Genomic DNA, 16,614 nt, shown 5'->3' with positions numbered 1-16,614 from the left:
GTTCCGGCCCGCCCCCCGGGATATTTAGAGAGCAAAGAAGCGCGGTACACCGGGGGTCAGGATCGGACAGCCCCTTGGCGCGGCGGGCGCGCGGGCATAGCGTCATCACCATGCAACCCGAGCAGATCGACACTTTTCTGGACCTGTGTGAAACGCGCAGCTTTCACCGCTCGGCCGAGCGGCTGGGGGTGACGCAATCCACCGTCTCGGGCCGCATTGCCGCGCTGGAGCGGTCGCTGGGCGTGTCGGTGCTGCGCCGGTCGCGCGCCGGGTGCGAGCTGACGACTGAAGGCCTGCGGTTCGAGCCGCATGCGCGCGCCTTGCGCCACGCGATGGTCGAGGCGCGCGCGGCAGCGCGGGGCGCGGGCGGGCAGGCGATGACGCTGCGGCTGGGCCTGCAGAACGACCTTGCCGCCGAAGACCCGGCGCGCTGGATCGCGCGGTTGCGCGCGCTGTTGCCGCAGGCCGCGTTCTATATCGAGGCCGATTACTCCGCGCAGATGTGCCGCGATGTGCAGGGGGGCGGCCTGGATCTGGCGCTGATCTTCACGCCGCAGCCGTCGCCCGACATCCATTTCGAGACGCTGGGCGAGCTGTCCTACCGCATGGTCGCGCCGCCTGAGGCCGGGCTGACCCGGCTGGATCAGGTGACGCCCGAGCGTTACGCGCTGGCCAACCTCTCGCCTGCCTTCACCCGCAGCCATGACGCGCTTCTGCCCCATCTGGCGGCGCCCGAACTGGCCGCCGGGCAGGGCGCGACCGTGCGCGGGATGATCCTGTCGCTGGGCGTGGCGGGCTATCAGGAAGACCGCGTCGCCCGGCGGCTGGTCGAACGCGGGACGGCGCAACTGGTGGCCGACGCGCCGGTCTTGACCCAGCCGATCTATGCCGCGATCCATTACCGTAACCGACACCGCGCCGTCTGGCGCAAGCTGATCGCTACCCTGCGTGATACCCTTGGAGAGACCCCATGAAACCCCTCACCGACTACAGCTGGCTGCCCGCCGACATCCGCGCCTTCATCGACAAGACGCTGGCTGCCTATCCCGCCGATGCTGTTGAGGCCTCGATTGCGCAGCAGCGCGACTATTACAATGCGATGTGCGCCGAGTTCGACCAGCCACATCCGGCGGGCCTGACGGCCGAGGATGTCAGCATCGCCGGGGTCTCTTGCCGCCGCTACACGCCCTCGGTGGCGCGGCCCGGCGTGACGGGGATCTATTTCCACGGCGGCGGCTTCGTCGTCGGCGGTCTGGAGAGCCATGACGCCATCGTGGCCGAACTGGCCGAGCAGGCGCAGCTGGTGATGATCGCCGTCGACTACCGGCTGGTGCCGGAACACATCCACCCCGCCGCCTATGACGATTGTCTGGCCGTGGTCGATGCGGTCAAAGGCCCCAAGGTGCTGGCGGGCGACAGCGCGGGCGGGACATTGGCGGCCTCGGTGAGTGCAGCGCGGCCCGGCGATGTTGCCGGGCAAGTGCTGATCTATCCCGGCCTGGGCGGCGACAAGACCATGCCCAGTTTCACCCGCCACGCCCATGCGCCGATGCTGACGGCAGCCGAGTGCGAGTTTTATGAGACGGTGCGCTATGGCGGCCCGGTGCCGGTGGGCGATGTGACCGCACGGCCGATGGACGCCGAGGAATACGGCGATCTGCCGCCGACCGCGATCTTCACCGCCGAGGCCGATCCGCTGGCCTCAAGCGGTGTGGAATACGCCGCGCGGCTGGCCGAAGCGGGTGTCGCGGTGTCGCTGGTCGAGGAGCCGGGCATGGTCCACGGCTATCTGCGCGCGCGGCATATGGCCAAGGGCGCGCGGGACTCGTTTACGCGCATCGCCAAGGCCTTGCGCGCGCTGGCCGGACAGGCGGTCGAGAGCTGAGCGCACGAAAAAGGGGCCCCGTTTGGGGCCCCTTGCATCGGTATCGCGGGTCGCTCAGTAGCGAACGACGGTTTCGAAGGTCTCGGGCAGAACCATGTCGGGGTTCAGGATCTCGACCAGCGGGAAGGTGAATGCGGCCGAGGTGCCGTCCTCGGAGATCGTGCCGTTCGACGAGACAACTTCTTGCCCCGCGATGCGGATGGTGAAGGTGTGGCCTTCGAGCATCGGGCGCATCATCGCCGACATCTGCGGGTCCGCGCGCATTTCAGCCGATTGCGCGGTCATGTCGCTCAGCGGGAAGACCACGCGCACGGTGCCGTCGCCCAGATCGGTGGCGGTCGGCGTGGGTTCGCCCGGCTCGCCCTGGAACACCTCGGCGAAACTGCCGCTGCTCAGCACGTCGCAGCGTGCCTCGGTTTCGGTCAGGGTCAGCGTGCCGCCCTCATCGGCCGGGCAGAAGGCTTCGCCGCCGCCCATCATGTCCAACATCTGCCGCTGGACGGTCATGTTGCCGCTCACCGTGGCGCTGTCTGCGCCGTCAATGGTGGCGGTCATGTCAACGTCGATACAACCCGACAGGGCCAGAGCCCCGACCAGAGCGGCGGCTTTTATCATGCGCATTGAAAACTCCCTAAGCGAAATGATCGGCACCAGCCTAGCCTTGGGGGCTAGCTGGTGCCAGTGACAATACGTCGGGCGAAGGGGTGCTACGGTTCAAATGGGCGTTCTCTTGCCGGTTGAGTCCGCGTCAGTTGGCCGTGCAATGCGCCCCGGTTGGGGCAGCACCCGATCCCAGCGCGATGGCGGCGGGGAAGCGGAAGGGCTCAGGCAGGCCCTGCGCCGCGGCGTCCCACAGGACGAGCGCCGCGACGGCAGCCAATGCGAGCGAGGCGACGACGGGGCGGGTCATGCAGCCACCGCCTGACGTGCCGGGATCAGCACGAAGGGGCGCAGTTTGAGCCCCAGCGCCGAGCCGATGAAGGCCGCCACAAACCACGCCCAGCCATGCAGCGAGCCGGTCGAGATCCCCGAAAAGAACGCGCCGACGTTGCAGCCAAAGGCCATGCGGCTGGAATAGCCCAGCACGATGCCCGCGATCAGCACCAGCACCCAGCCTCGCGGGGCCAGCGGCGCGGCGGGCGCGCCGGGGGCCTTGCGCCAGCGCATGACCAGAAACGCGCCCAGGATCAGGCCGATGTCGGTGAGCGAGGTCACGTCGGTCAGGATGCTGGCATCCAGCCGTGCGGCATTGGCCGGGGCGGCCCAGAACGCGGTGGTGCTCAGATCAACGCCCAGCCCGGTGGCGATTTTTGCGCCCCACAGGCCCAGACCATAGACGATGCCCCACGTCTGGCCAGCGACGACCAGATTGGCGATGGCCAGCGCGGCCAGCAGGGCTGCGGCCAGCAGCAGGCGCGCCGGGGGGCGGCGCTTGCCGGGGGCGGCGCGCAGGCCGAAGCCCACGGCCAGCACGGCAAGGCCCGCCAGCGTCAGCCACAGCCCGCCGATGCCACCGGCCATCGACTGCGCCGAGATCAGCGGGAATTGCCCAAGGCTGGCCCAGAAACCGGCGTTCAGCGTGCCCAGAAACGCGCCCGCAACAAAGCCGACCAGCGCCACAAGCCCGACCATATTGCCCGAGCCTGCGTTCACCAGCGTGCCCGAGCCACAGCCCATCACCAGTTGCATCGCCGCGCCAAAGACAAAGGCACCCAGCACCATGCCGATGCCGATCGGCGCATGAGCGGGGGACAGTTCCAGCGGATTGGCTGCCAGCAGCGGAAAGGCGACCGCCGCCGTCAGCGCGATGGCGAGGAATTGCGCGATCAGCCCGCGCGCATCGCGGTCGACAACCATCATCCGCCACGGGCCGGCAAAGCCGAAGCGCAGCCCTTCAAGCGTCAGGCCAAAGCCGATGCCGATGGCCATCAAAAGCCCGGCACGCGGCCCCGCCGCCAAAGCCGCGCCGCCCACCAGAAGGAGGGCGAACACGACCAGTCCAATCCGTTTCAAAGTCATCAGAACAGATCCGCAATCCAGTTGGTCGAAGCACGCCATGCGTATTGCAGACGGTTGGGCGCGTGGTCAAGCGGACGCTCGCCGTCGGCGTATTCGGCCATGCTTTCGGCATAGAGACGCACGTCGCCGTAGCCAGCGACCTCGCTCAGCGCGAACCAGTTGATCGCGGCCCAATGGCCGGTGTTGCAGAAGCTCACCGTGGTGGTGTCATCGGTGAAGCCGGTTTCGGCGGCGATGCGGCGGATATCCTCGGCGCCGACCAGACGGCTGCCGTCGAAGAAATCGGAATACTCAAGGCTCTCGGCCCCGTGCACCGTGCCGGGGGCGGCGACCGACCAGGTCAGGCCGTCAAAGAAACCCTCGGGGCGGGCGTCGAGCAGGGTGGCGCTGCCACTGGCCGAGGCGGCGGCGACCTCTTCGGTGGTGGCGCGCCAGTCGTTGAGCCAGACGCCCTCATACTCCGAGGGGAAGAACGACACATCAGCCGTCTCGGTCGGCAGGCCCGCTTGCGTCCAGGCGGTCAGACCACCGTTGAGCAGGGCCAGGTCTTCGATCCCCATCGAGCGCAGGGTCCAGTAGACCCGCGCCGCCGCGCCCATGTCGGTGGCATCGCGACCTGCGTGAACCACGACGACGGGCGTGTCGGTGTCGATCCCCAGTTCCTGCACGATCGTCGTCAGGTGGCCCAGATCGCGCAATGCGCCGGGGTTGGGCATATCCGAGCGCCACGAGGCATAGGGCGACCAGCCCGAGCCGGGGATATGGCCTTCGCCGTATTCGCCGGTGATCTGCACAACGCGGATCTCGTCGCCGTATTCGTCCAGCAGCGTGTTCAGCTGCGCGGGCTCCATCAGGCGGCTCCAGCCTTCGGGGGTGGCGAAGGCGGCGATGGGGGCAAGGGTGGTCACAAGGGCCGTAGCCAGAGCGAAGCGGTTCATGAGCGCGTCTCCGTCAATGAATGCAATGTTACCGCGCGATGTGGCACCACCGGGTCACGCTGGCAAGGGCAAGGCCCCGGCGGTGACGGCGCGGGGCCGGATCATCCGTCCATGCAGGGGGGCGCGGGCGGAACAGGCGTTCTGCTGTGTGACGGAACGGGGAATGCTGTCGTGGGGCTGGGGCGCGCGCGGTGGTTTTAGGTCTTATTGCCCATGCGCAACGGTGCGCTGAAGCGCACCCTACCCCCGTAGGGTTACGCCCGCGCCAGTTAGGGTAGGGTGCGCTTCAGCGCACCCTGCGGGTCACCCGGTGACCTGTTCGCGCAGGATGGCCGAGGTCATCGAGACCATCAGGTAGATCCCGGCAAAGATCAAAAACGCCAGCGCCGTGTTTTCGAACGCGCGCGGATAGGTTGCCTCATCCGGCGCAACCGGACTTACGCCCGGCGACAGATACCGCACCTGACGGTTCGCCTCGATCCGCGCGCCTTCCAGCTGCTGCATGGCCTGCGCCAGCAGCATCTGCCGGGTGGCCACGTCGCTTTCCGCCATCGTCTGCTCGCGTTGCAGCTGGGCGATCGACTGCGTGCCGTCGCTGCCCTGTGTCAGGCTGGCGCGCAGCGCGGCGATCTGGCGTTCCAGCGTTGCCACCCGCCGTTCGGCCTGTTCCAGCCGGGCCGGGTTCGGGCGGGCGTTGGCGCGCAGGTCGGACAGGCTGAGCCGCTCCTGATTGAGCAGGCTGTCAAGGTTGCTGATCTGTTGGGTCAGCAGCGAGACCTCGACCTCGGACGAGAGCATCTGATAGCTCTCCTGCAGGTCAAGCACGCGCTGTTGTGCCTCGCGCATCCGCTGCTCGGCCATCTGCACGCTTTCCTGCGCGTCGGCCATCTGGCTGTCGCGCACCCGCTGGGTCAGTTGATCGACCATCTGTTCGGCATAGGACACCAGCGCACGGGCAAAGCGTTCGCTGGTTTGCGGATCGGCGGCGATCACCTCCATGCGGATGATGCCCTCCGTCGGGTCATAGCTGACCCGCACCATGTCCTGATACAGCCGGTACGCGGCTTCATCGGTCGTATCGGGCGTCAGGCGGCGCAGCGGGTCGATCAGATCCTGCTGGAAATAGGCCTTGAACCCTTCTTCTTCGTTGAGCCTTCGCATGGCGTCACGCGATTGCAAAAAGCTCTGCACCGTGACGGAATCCGACAACGACGCGCCGCTCGCGCCGCCCATGAGCGACGCCAGACCACCGCCACCGCCGCCTGACTGGCCATCGACCTGCTGGATGACGAATTCGGAATTCGTCGCATAGAGCGGCGTGGCGATCATGTAGTAATACCACGCTGCAACCAGCGTCGGCAGCAGCACAAACACCGAAAGCCGCGCCGCCAGTAGCGCCATACGGCGGCGGCGGCGGCGGGCGATGTCCTTCTGGATATGCGAGATTTCCAGCTTGCGCTGGGCGTCAGGGGCCGGGGCGTCGATCTTGGCAGGCGGCGAGGGCTGACGGTAGGCCTTGGGCAGCTTGGGCTGCTCGGTCGTGGTCAGCGCGTGGCTTTTCGAGCCTTCTTCCTTGATCATCTCCATCAGCGTCGAGCGCTCGAACGGGTCGATGCCCTGCTGGCGCAGCTGGCGCACGGCGTCGATGCCCGAGGTCGCCTTGATCCCGTTGCGCTGGGCGACGCGCATCGCCATCCGCAGCTGACGACCGCTCAGGTCCTCGTCCCGGGGGCCACGACTGTCGCCCTGCGCAGCGGCAGCGTTCTCAGGCGTTTCGCGCTTGGTCGTTTCGGCTGTGGGCTTGCCGTCTTCAAAGAGCGCGTCGCTGGGTGCCGGGGCCGACCCTGTCCGCGCTGCTTGCGGCGGGGTCGTGGCGGGCGCGGCGGGACGGGCTGTCGGTTGTTGTCCTGCGGCGGCGGGTTGCGCCGGGGGGCGCGCGGGGGTGGCGGGCTGCGCCGGGGCAGCCTGTGCAGCGGCGGGTTGAGGCGCGGCAGGGCGGGCTGGGGTTTGCCCCCCGCCTTGCGCGGTCGGTGCCGCAGCCGTGGGCTGCGCTGTCCGGGCGGGCGTCGAACTCTCGGCACGTTGCGGCGCGACATTGGTGCGCAGCGCGCCCGCCGTGTCGTCGCCCAGCTTGAGCCGGAATCGCCTAGCTTTGGGTTTCGTAGTCATAGAGCGCTTTTGCTTCTTCCAACGTGTCGTAGAAATTGAGCTGGCCGTCCCGCAGGACCGCCGCCGATTTGCAGTATTTCTCCAGCGTCTCGGCCTGATGCGAGACGATCAGGACGGTGGCTTGCTCCAGCCGTTCCTTCAAGATGGCGCCCGCGCGGCGGTTGAAGGCGACGTCGGTGGTGGCCGGCATCCCCTCATCCACCAGATACAGGTCGAATTCGATCGCCAGCATCAGGGCAAAGGCAAAACGTGACCGCATGCCCTGGCTATAGGTGCCCACCGCCATGTCGAAGTAATCGCCGATATCGCAGATCCAGCGACAGAAAGCCTCAACCTCGTCGGGGTCAAGCTGATACAGCCGGGCGATATAGCGGGCGTTTTCCGTGGCGGTGTGACGCGAATTGATGCCACCCATGAAGCCAAGCGGAAAGGACACGCGGCAATTGCGGGTGATCTGGCCTTCATCGGGCTTTTCCAGCCCGGCCATCATGTTGATCAGCGTTGTCTTGCCCGAGCCGTTGGGGGCCAGAATGCCCACCGAATGCCCCAGCTCGATGCGGAATGACGCTTCATGCAGGATCACCTTGCGGGTTTTCCCGGTCCAGAAGGATTTGCTGACGTTGTAGAACTCCAGCATTGCGCGTGCCTCGACTGCCTGCCCGGATTGGTAAGGCCCCAAGGTGTCTGTGTGACGGACAGGGCTCAACAGGCTTTTCTTGCGGCCGAGTAAGAGGCCGGGATCTGGGCCTTATTATGACGTAATTGGGCAAAAGACGGTAGTGAAAACTGCGTGTTCCCCGGTGTCACCGGGTAATGCGGGGTTTACTTTGAGCGTGTAAGCGCTGAAATCCGCCGGGACCGGCACGCCCGCCGCCACGACAAGGCCACAGACCTCATGACTGATACCGACCTGCCGCAGACCGATCTGGACGCCGCGCTGCAACAGCTGGCCGCAGCACCGGAAGACAGCGCAGCCGAGACCACCGCGCGGCTGGCCTTTCATGCCGAGCTGAGCCGGGCCGAGATCTTTGTGCTGCTCACCGAAGAGATCGCCGGCGGCGCGATGATGCCCAAGGTGTTCGACTTGTCCGATGTCCGCGCCGTGCTGGCGTTCGACAGCGAGTTGCGGCTGGCGGGCTTCGCCGGCGAGGCAGCGGCGTACGCCGCGCTGCCGGGGCGGGTGCTGGTGGCGATGCTGGCCGAGGCGGGCGAGGGGCTGTCGCTGATGCTCAACGCCGACGCGCCCCATGCCGCGCTGATGTCGCCCGAGTCGATCGACTGGCTGTCCGACACGCTGTCAGGCCCCGCGCCCAGCGAAGGGCAGGCGGTGCCCGAAGGCTTCGCGCCGCCCAATCTGCCCGACGCGATGCGCCTGCCGCTGGTCGCGGCGCTGGAGCGTCGGCTGTCCGGCACGCCGGGCCTTGCGCAGACGGTGCTGGCCGGGGTGCAATGGCAGGGCGGGGCGCGCGGGCATGTGCTGGCGCTGGCCGGGCTGCCCGATGCCGATCAGCCCGCCGTCGCCCGCGCCGTGGCCGAGGCGCTGGCGCTGTCGGGGCTGGAGGCGGGCTCGCTGGATGTGGTCTTCCCGCCCGAGCGGGCGATGGCGGCGATTGCCGCCGTTGGCCTGACGCTGTCGCCTGCCCCCTATGCGATGCCCGATGAGCAGGTCGTGACGCCGGGCAGCGCTCCGGGGATGGACCCCAGCCGCCCGCCCAAACTGCGCTGATCGGAGGAGGGCGGCAGAATGTTCGAGCGCCTTGGTCATTTTCTGGGCCGGTTTCTGGAACGCGACCAGCCGAGCGATCAGCCGGTCATCTCTCAGGACGCGGCGGCGCTGGCCGCGGCGATCCGCGTCGGCGACGTGCTGCTGGTCGAAGGTCGTGCGCGGGTTTCGACGGCGATCAAGTACCTGACGCAAAGCACATGGTCGCATGCGGCGCTTTGTGTGCGCGATCTGACCTCGGGCGAGGGACGGGTCGACCTGGTCGAGGTGACGATACAGGATGGCTGCCATCAGGTGCCGCTGTCGAAATACACGCTGTTCAACACCCGTCTGTGCCGCGCCGCCGGGCTGTCGGTCGATGAACGCCAGGCGGTCGCCGATTTCATGAGCACGCGGATCGGCATTACCTATGACACCCGCAACGTCATCGACCTTGCGCGCTATCTGTTCCCCACGCCGCCGGTCCCGGTGCGCTGGCGGCGGCGGTTGCTGACCCTCGGGTCGGGCGATCCGACGCGGGCGATCTGTTCGTCGCTGATCGCGCAGGCGTTCCAGTCGGTCGACTACCCGGTGCTGCCCAAGATCGAGATGCTGCGCACGCCGACCGGGCGGCCGCTGGGCGCGGTCTGGCATCAGCGGCATGCCTCGCTCATCGTGCCGCGCGACTTTGACCTGTCGCCGTATTTCGCCGTGGTCAAGCCAACGCTGCACCGGGGATTCGATCACCACAGGATTCCCTGGGCCGAGAATGACGCAGACGGGGCGCAGGACGGGGATTCACAGGGCAAAATCTTGGGGTAATATAATACCTATTTCGCAACGCATTGTTTTTGCTTTGTAAATGCGAAAGGCTGCCTCTTGACCTGCACCCGCAATCCGCTAGAACACGGCCATCCGGCGCCGGGATCTTCCCCGGGGTCGAATCCCTTCTCTCTTTCAGGGCTGGACCATGAAAACCTACACCGCAAAACCGGCGGAGATCGACAAGAAGTGGATCCTGATCGACGCTGAAGGCGTCGTTCTGGGCCGCCTCGCGACGATCGTTGCCTCCATCCTGCGCGGCAAAAACAAGCCGACGTTCACGCCGCACATGGATATGGGCGACAACGTGATCATCATCAACGCCGACAAGGTGCAGATGACCGGCAACAAGCGCGCCGACAAACGCTACTACTGGCACACCGGCCACCCGGGCGGGATCAAGTTCCGCACGGCAGAGCAGGTGCTGGAAAGCGCCCACCCCGAGCGTGTTGTGATCAAGGCCGTCGAGCGCATGATTTCGCGCAACAGCCTTGGCCGTCAGCAGATGACCAACCTGCGTGTCTACGCCGGTGCCGAGCATCCGCATGAGGCACAGCAGCCGACCGTCCTCGACGTCGCGTCGATGAACCCGAAGAACACCCGGAGCGCTTGATCATGGCCGATGAGATCAAATCCCTCGACGCGTTGAAAGACGCTGTCGCCGGTGCTGCCGCTTCCTCGGCCGCTGTCGCGTATGACGCTGACGGTGCCGAAGCTGCCGCCCCCGTACCCCGCAGCGCGACTCGCTGGGCCGCGCCTATGCCACCGGCAAACGCAAAGACGCCATTGCGCGCGTCTGGATCAAGCCGGGCTCGGGCAAAGTTGTCGTCAACGGCAAGGACATCAACGCGTATTTCGCGCGTCCGGTTCTGCAGATGATCCTGAAGCAGCCGTTCCAGATCACCAACACCGTCGGCCAGTTCGACGTGTTCGCGACCGTGGTCGGTGGTGGTTTGTCGGGCCAGTCGGGCGCTGTGAAACACGGCGTGTCGAAAGCTCTGCAGCTGTACGATCCCAGCCTTCGCGCTGTGCTGAAAGCCGCTGGCTTCCTGACCCGCGACAGCCGCGTGGTGGAACGCAAGAAATACGGCAAGCGCAAAGCACGCCGCAGCTTCCAGTTCTCCAAGCGCTGATTGCTGGTTACAGTTTGGAAAACGCGGTCCCTCGGGGCCGCGTTTTTCGTTGCGCGGCTTACTCGTGCCAATACGTCCACGGCGGCTGGCGCAGCGCGCGCAGCGCATAGCGCAGCTCATCGGTGCCATTCGCCGCGGCACTATGCGCGCAGGCGTCGGACAAGGCGGGCAGGGGGCTGCGGGTGAAAAGCCGCAGCGTGTATTGCCGCGCCCAGACCAGTTCGCATTGCTCGGTCATGCCGGTCTCGGCGACATAGGCCCACAGGGCCGCATGGCGATCGGGCAGATCGCGCACCCCCTCAGCCGTTGCGAAGAACGCCACCACATCGGGGGCATAGGCCTGCACGACCGCCAAGGTCAGCCCGTCACGCGCGACCAGATGACTGGTCAGGCCAATCGTATCCAGCGCGCGGATATCCGCGTGATAGGCCGCCGCGCCAGCATCGCCGAGGGCAAAGCTGGCAACCGCGCCCTGCGCCGAGAGGGCGTTCAGCGCGCGGCCCAGGGCGACATGACTGTCCAGCAGGCGGGGGTAATAGTTGGCGATGCCAAGGTGATCGCCAAGGCTGCGGGTATGGACGCCAAAAGCGGCCAGATAGACCGCCACCCACAGGGTAAGCCACCCGCGCCGGGCCTGCCCCACCGGCGCGCGCGACACCGCCCACCCCAGATACAACGCCATCGGCAGCGCGATCTGGAACGCAAAGCGTTGCAGGTAATTCATCAACAGGTCTGACGACGCATAGCTATAGCCGACCGCGCCGAAATAGAGCAGCAAACCCAGCCCGGTGCGCCGGTTACCCCAGACCTGCACCGCCAGCGCGGGCAGGACATACGGCAGGATGCGCAGCGCCTGCGCCGGGTTGAAGCCGTCGCCGGATTTGATGAAATAGGTATTGGGCAGGGCCTCGCCAAAGTACCACAGATGAAAGCCGAAATACCCCGTCGCCATCAACCCCAATGCCGCGCCGTGTCGCAGCGCTATGGCGCGCGCGGGCCGCGTTGTCAGCAGCATCACGGGGTAGAGGGCGAACAGCAACCATGCCTCGGGCCGGGTCAATACCAACAGCAGCACGCAGAGCAGGGCCTGCGTCCATTTGCGCTGCTCGGCGTAGATGAAGAACAGCGCCAGCGTCCCGCCGTAAAGCCATGTCTCCAACCCCGAAAATGCATGCGCGATGCTGGCAGGGATGGCCAGACCGAGCACCAGCACAAAGGCCATGCGGGCTTTCTCACCGGCCTCGCGCAGCAACAGCGCGCCGATGCCCGCCAGTGTCAGCAGCGAGAGCAGTTTGAAACTGAGCACCATGTCCCAGCCCATCGCCGCTGGCAGAATCGAGAGCGCCGCGAAGACCGGGTTGGTATAGGCCTGCGTCAGATCGAACCCATCGGGGTTATACGCCCAGATCCCGTGTGCGATCAGGTTCTGGCCGTAGCGCCAAGTGATGAAGGCATCATCAACGGTGAACCGGGCAAAGATCCACAGATTGACCAGGACGACCAGCGACAGCAGGGCGGTGACAACGATCAGGGGGCGGGGAGGGGTCACGCGGGCATATCTCGATGGCTCGGGCAGGGGCGGCCACGATAGGGACGGCCCGCCGCGCTGTCCAGAATGGCCGCTTGGCGCTTTCGCTTGAAGCAGCCGGCGGCTAACGTGGCGCAGGGCCTGAGAGGATCGCATGTACACGCCAGCGCATTTCACCGAATCCGACGCCGCTGAAATCGAGCGCCTGATGCACGACAACCCGCTGGCTGTTCTGGTCACGCAGACGGCGGCGGGGCTGGATGCCAACCATCTGCCCCTGATGCGCGATGGTGAGGGGTTTGTGGGCCATGTCGCGCTGGCCAACCCGCTGCACGAGGTGCTGGCGGACGGCGCCGAGGTACTGGCGATCTTCCGCGCCGGGGACGGCTATGTCAGTCCCAACTGGTATCCGTCCAAGGCCGAGACGCACAAAGCCGTGCCGACGTGGAACTATCAGGTCGTGCACGTCCATGCGACGCTCACATGGTCGCATGCCGAAAAGGACAAGCGCCGCGCCGTGGCGCTGCTGACGGCAAAACACGAGAAAGCCACCAACGGCGCGCAGGCGTGGAAGATGGGCGATGCACCGGGCGCGTTTCTGACCGACCTGCTGGGCAAGATCGTCGCCTTTCAGCTGACCGTCACCCGGATCGACGCCAAATCCAAGCTGAACCAGAACCGCAGCGCCGCCGATATCGCGGGTGTGGCGGGCGCTTTGGAGGGGCGGGGAAACGGCCCGCTTGCCGATCAGATGCGCCGCGCGCTCAACACCTGAGCATCCGTCACACCGCCGTCGCAAAAGGCTCTGGCAGCCCCGCTTGGCTCTTGCCCCCGAAGGGCCAAGCGCCTAAAGGGTGCGCAACGCAGCAATGGGGACCCAACCATGCAGCCTTGGCTCAGCCATCCCTTTGACGATGACAAGCTGACAGAAGAATGCGGTGTCTTCGGAGCCGTGAATGTTCAGGACGCCGCCAATTTTGTCGCCCTAGGCCTGCACGCGCTGCAGCACCGGGGACAGGAGGCGGGTGGCATCATTACCCACAGTGCCGACCGTGGCTTTCAGTCTGCTCACCGCTTCGGGCTGGTGCGCGACAACTTCACCTCGGCCAAGCTGATGGAAACGCTGCCGGGTTCGATCGGTATCGGCCATGTGCGCTATTCCACGGCGGGCTCGAAGGGCAACACCGCGATCCGCGATGTGCAGCCGTTCTTTGGCGAATTCTCGATGGGTGGTGCTGCGATTGCGCATAACGGCAACATCACCAACGCCGAGGCAATCCGCAAGGAACTGATCGAGCGCGGCTCGATCTTCCAGTCGTCCAGCGATTCGGAATGCATCATCCACCTGATGGCGCGCTCGATCCAGCGCACGCACGCCGAACGCCTGAAAGATGCGCTGCGGCGTTGCGAAGGGGCCTTCTCGGTCATCGCCATGACGCGCACCAAACTGATCGGCGTGCGCGACAAGCTGGGCGTGCGCCCGCTGGTGCTGGGCAAGATCGGCGACGGCTTTGCGCTGGCCTCGGAAACCTGCGCGCTCGACATCATCGGTGCCGAGTTCCTCCGCGAGATCGAGCCGGGCGAGATGGTGGTCATCGATCACAAGGGCGTCGTGTCCTCGCGGCCTTTCGAGCGCACCTCGCCGCGTTTCTGCATCTTCGAACAGGTCTATTTCTCGCGCCCCGACAGCATCATCGGCGGGCGCTCGGTCTATGAAACCCGCCGTCAGATCGGTGTGGAACTGGCCCGCGAAGCCCCGGTCGATGCCGATCTGGTCTGCCCTGTGCCCGATCCGGGCACCCCGGCGGCCATCGGCTACAGTCAGGAATCGGGCATCCCCTTCGCCATGGGGATCATCCGCAACCAGTACATGGGCCGCACGTTCATCGAGCCCTCCGAGCAGATCCGCAACATGGGCGTGCGCCTGAAACTCAACGTGAACCGCGCGTTGATCAAGGGCAAGCGCGTGGTGCTGGTCGACGATTCGGTGGTGCGCGGCACGACCAGCCTGAAGATCAAGGAAATGATCCTTGAGGCCGGCGCGGCCGAGGTCCACTTCCGCATCGCCTCGCCGCCGACGATGTGGCCGTGCTTTTACGGCGTCGATACGCCAGAGCGCTCAAAACTGCTGGCCGCGCGGATGAGCGAAGAAGAAATGCGCGCCTTCATCGGTGTTGAAAGCCTGAAGTTCATCTCGCTCGACGGTCTTTACCGCGCGGCGGGTGAGGCTGAGGGGCGCTCGAAATCGACGCCGCAGTTCTGCGACGCCTGCTTCTCGGGTGAGTATCCGGTCGAACCCTCGGACATGATCGCCCGCGGGTTCGAGCTGAAGGCAGCCGAGTAAGGGCAGGGGCCGCAGAGCGGCCCCGGTCCAGCGCTCAGCGCCGGTCGATCACATTACCCTGCGCATCGACGTACCAACAGAAGCTGGCGGTGAAGGGCGCCGTGCGGCTATTGGCGCGCGCGAAGTAGCAAATCGCGACGTTGTTGCGAAGGCGGGTCACGAAATAGGTGGCCTGAGATTGCTGATTGCCGTCATTGACCGTGGGCGAACTTGGCATCCGGAAAGGGACACCGTCCGCCGAAGTCGGGACGAACTCGCGCCGGCCGTTGGTCTGCATCCAGGCCACGAAAACGCCAGCCGGTTCGTTCTGGGGGTCACACAGCAGCATTGCATACCCCCGCCAACCCTCGATCTGGCCAACAGTGCGCGAGATTGTGGTGATCGTGTTCCCGCAATAGGCGTTGTTCAACGCCGCTTCGATCTGCGCTTCGGGGATCGCCGGAAAGCGGGCTGGCGTCTGGGCAAGGGCGGGTGAGGCCGCACACAGGGCAGCGCAGAGCGCGAAAAGCGCGCGGGTCGGACGTGGGAACAAGGGAACCTCCTGCAGACGGCATGCGAAATCTGTGCGGGCGCACAACTTCAGGGGTAGCAGTCGGTTGTGGGTGCAACAATGCCAAAACCCGACCCGATCGGGCGGCTTGACGTTAGGTCTCGTGGGGTGACTCCCCGACGATTGGTCGCGTCAAGGACCAGCGAGGCGCGGCGCTCGCCCCCATCGAGGGGGCTCGCGCCGCGCGGGGCCAGCCCCGCGCCCCGTTCAAGGGGGACGCACGCGCCCCCTTGAAAATCCCCCCGTGGATACTTTCAGACAGAAAATGAAACAGGGTTAACGAACCCTTATCATCTGTCCTTAAATATCCTGGGGGGTGAATTGGCCGTCAGGCCAAGAGGGGGCAAGGCCCCCCTGCCTGCTCTTCTGGATCAGGCGTTGAACAGGAAGTGCAGGACGTCGCCGTCCTTGACCTCGTAAGTCTTGCCCTCAACCCGGAACTTGCCCGCTTCCTTGGCGCCGCTTTCGCCCTTGTAGGCGATGTAATCGGCATAGGCGATGGTTTCCGAACGGATGAAGCCCTTCTCGAAGTCGCCGTGGATGACGCCTGCCGCCCCCGGGGCCAGCGTGCCCTTGGTGATCGTCCAGGCGCGGGCCTCTTTCGGGCCGACCGTGAAATAGGTCTGCAGGCCAAGCAGTTCGTAGCCCGCGCGGATCAGGCGGTCGAGACCGGCTTCTTCCAGACCCATTTCGTCCAGGAACATTTCGGCTTCTTCGCCGTCAAGCTGGCTGATCTCTTCCTCGATCTTGGCCGAAATGACCACGATTCCGGCACCTTGCTCCTGCGCCATTTTGGCGACGCGCTCGGTCTGCGAGTTCCCTGTGGAGGCCGCGCTTTCCTCGACGTTGCACACAAAGAGCACGGGCTTGGACGTCAGCAGCTGCAACAGCCGCCAGGCGCGGGCGTCATCGGCGGCGACGCTCACGCTGCGGGCCGGGCGGCCCGCTTCCAGCGCGGCCTGAGCAACGGCGAGCAGGCGGTCCTGATCGGCGGCGTCCTTGTCGTTGCCCTTGATCTTGCGCGCGAGGTTGGCGCGGCGGCGTTCGATGCTTTCCAGATCGGCGAGCATCAGCTCGGTCTCGATGGTCTCGGCATCCGCCACCGGGTCGATCCGGCCTTCGACATGGGTGATGTCGCCATCTTCAAAGCAGCGCAGCACATGGGCGATGGAATCGCATTCGCGGATATTGGCGAGGAACTGGTTGCCCAGGCCCTCCCCTTGGACGCGCCGCGCACCAGACCGGCGATGTCGACAAAGGTCATCCGCGTCGGGATGATCGCTTTGGATCCGGCAATCGCCGCCAGCTTGTCGAGCCGGTCATCCGGCACCGCGACCTCGCCCACATTGGGCTCGATCGTGCAGAAGGGGAAGTTGGCAGCCTGCGCCGCCGCCGTTCTGGTCAGTGCATTGAACAGGGTCGACTTGCCGACATTCGGCAGACCCACGATGCCCATCTTGAAACCCATCTCTCACCCTCCGGCGTCCTGTATCGGCTGCGCTTCTAGGGCCTGAGGCGTCGGGC

Annotated in this window: 15 protein-coding genes and 2 pseudogenes; 8 read left to right on the top strand and 9 right to left on the bottom strand. The window is 66.0% G+C overall.

Translation table 11 applies throughout. The features are described from left to right. The first annotated feature begins 74 nt into the window (after window positions 1–74). Together OKW52_RS17605 and OKW52_RS17600 are read left to right on the top strand one after the other, a co-directional pair. Window positions 75–974, top strand: a complete 900-nt coding sequence (locus tag OKW52_RS17605) for a LysR family transcriptional regulator (protein ID WP_264506854.1) — start codon at window positions 75–77, stop codon at window positions 972–974. Continuing rightward, a complete protein-coding gene (locus OKW52_RS17600) occupies window positions 971–1,885 on the top strand; it encodes an alpha/beta hydrolase fold domain-containing protein (protein WP_264506853.1) in 915 nt (304 codons plus the stop codon). The genes OKW52_RS17605 and OKW52_RS17600 overlap by 4 nt, the downstream gene beginning before the upstream one ends. A gap of 54 nt (window positions 1,886–1,939) precedes the next feature. Here the strand turns inward: OKW52_RS17600 and OKW52_RS17595 are convergent, their stop codons facing one another. From OKW52_RS17595 to OKW52_RS17570, 6 genes are all read right to left on the bottom strand, one after another. Continuing rightward, a complete protein-coding gene (locus OKW52_RS17595) occupies window positions 1,940–2,506 on the bottom strand; it encodes a hypothetical protein (protein ID WP_264506852.1) in 567 nt (188 codons plus the stop codon). 127 nt (window positions 2,507–2,633) lie between these two features. Further along, window positions 2,634–2,795, bottom strand: coding sequence for a hypothetical protein (locus OKW52_RS17590; RefSeq protein ID WP_164736608.1), 162 nt, complete (start codon window positions 2,793–2,795; stop codon window positions 2,634–2,636). Continuing rightward, the gene (locus OKW52_RS17585) at window positions 2,792–3,904 is read right to left on the bottom strand and encodes a YeeE/YedE family protein (protein WP_264506851.1); all 1,113 of its coding nucleotides are present in this window, start codon (window positions 3,902–3,904) and stop codon (window positions 2,792–2,794) included. Before OKW52_RS17585 ends, OKW52_RS17590 begins: the two co-directional genes overlap by 4 nt. Next, a complete protein-coding gene (locus tag OKW52_RS17580; protein ID WP_264506850.1) occupies window positions 3,904–4,842 on the bottom strand; it encodes a sulfurtransferase in 939 nt (312 codons plus the stop codon). The genes OKW52_RS17585 and OKW52_RS17580 overlap by 1 nt, the downstream gene beginning before the upstream one ends. 303 nt (window positions 4,843–5,145) lie before the next feature. After that, the gene (locus tag OKW52_RS17575; protein WP_264506849.1) at window positions 5,146–7,011 is read right to left on the bottom strand and encodes a capsule biosynthesis protein; all 1,866 of its coding nucleotides are present in this window, start codon (window positions 7,009–7,011) and stop codon (window positions 5,146–5,148) included. Continuing rightward, window positions 6,989–7,648 carry an ABC transporter ATP-binding protein gene (locus OKW52_RS17570; RefSeq protein WP_264506848.1) on the bottom strand — a complete coding sequence of 220 codons (660 nt, stop codon included), beginning with the start codon at window positions 7,646–7,648 and terminating at the stop codon, window positions 6,989–6,991. Before OKW52_RS17570 ends, OKW52_RS17575 begins: the two co-directional genes overlap by 23 nt. A 258-nt stretch (window positions 7,649–7,906) precedes the next feature. Between OKW52_RS17570 and OKW52_RS17565 the strand changes: the two genes are divergently transcribed. The 4 genes and pseudogenes from OKW52_RS17565 (at window position 7,907) to rpsI (ending at window position 10,668) form a co-directional block, all read left to right on the top strand. Next, window positions 7,907–8,737: an SseB family protein gene (locus tag OKW52_RS17565; protein WP_264506847.1), complete on the top strand. Its 831-nt coding sequence runs from the start codon at window positions 7,907–7,909 to the stop codon at window positions 8,735–8,737. Window positions 8,738–8,755: 18 nt separating this feature from the next. Continuing rightward, window positions 8,756–9,535: a YiiX/YebB-like N1pC/P60 family cysteine hydrolase gene (locus tag OKW52_RS17560; protein ID WP_264506846.1), complete on the top strand. Its 780-nt coding sequence runs from the start codon at window positions 8,756–8,758 to the stop codon at window positions 9,533–9,535. A 148-nt stretch (window positions 9,536–9,683) separates the two neighbouring features. After that, window positions 9,684–10,148, top strand: a complete 465-nt coding sequence (rplM, locus tag OKW52_RS17555) for a 50S ribosomal protein L13 (protein ID WP_127105944.1) — start codon at window positions 9,684–9,686, stop codon at window positions 10,146–10,148. A 2-nt stretch (window positions 10,149–10,150) separates the two neighbouring features. Next, window positions 10,151–10,668, top strand: a pseudogene (gene rpsI / locus OKW52_RS17550) (30S ribosomal protein S9). Between the two features lie 58 nt (window positions 10,669–10,726). Here rpsI and OKW52_RS17545 read toward each other — a convergent pair. Beyond that, window positions 10,727–12,217, bottom strand: coding sequence for a hypothetical protein (locus OKW52_RS17545; RefSeq protein WP_264417446.1), 1,491 nt, complete (start codon window positions 12,215–12,217; stop codon window positions 10,727–10,729). A gap of 133 nt (window positions 12,218–12,350) precedes the next feature. Here OKW52_RS17545 and OKW52_RS17540 point away from each other — a divergent pair, with 133 nt between their 5' ends. Further along, the gene (locus OKW52_RS17540) at window positions 12,351–12,971 is read left to right on the top strand and encodes an FMN-binding negative transcriptional regulator (RefSeq protein ID WP_264417445.1); all 621 of its coding nucleotides are present in this window, start codon (window positions 12,351–12,353) and stop codon (window positions 12,969–12,971) included. A 108-nt stretch (window positions 12,972–13,079) separates the two neighbouring features. Then, on the top strand, window positions 13,080–14,540 hold the full coding sequence (gene purF / locus OKW52_RS17535) for an amidophosphoribosyltransferase (RefSeq protein WP_264506845.1): 1,461 nt from the start codon (window positions 13,080–13,082) through the stop codon (window positions 14,538–14,540). A gap of 34 nt (window positions 14,541–14,574) precedes the next feature. Here the strand turns inward: purF and OKW52_RS17530 are convergent, their stop codons facing one another. Both OKW52_RS17530 and ychF read right to left on the bottom strand, forming a co-directional pair. After that, entirely contained in the window at window positions 14,575–15,072 is a 498-nt protein-coding gene (locus tag OKW52_RS17530) for a hypothetical protein (protein ID WP_264417444.1), read from the bottom strand. Window positions 15,073–15,461: 389 nt separating this feature from the next. Next, window positions 15,462–16,558 (bottom strand): annotated as a pseudogene (gene ychF, locus OKW52_RS17525) (redox-regulated ATPase YchF). Window positions 16,559–16,614: the final 56 nt, after the last annotated feature.

The sequence above is a fragment of the Pararhodobacter zhoushanensis genome, from assembly GCF_025949695.1.
Lineage (GTDB): Bacteria > Pseudomonadota > Alphaproteobacteria > Rhodobacterales > Rhodobacteraceae > Pararhodobacter > Pararhodobacter zhoushanensis_A.
The sequence above is the reverse complement of the archived record's forward strand: the minus strand, read 5'-3'. Positions and strand labels throughout refer to the sequence as shown.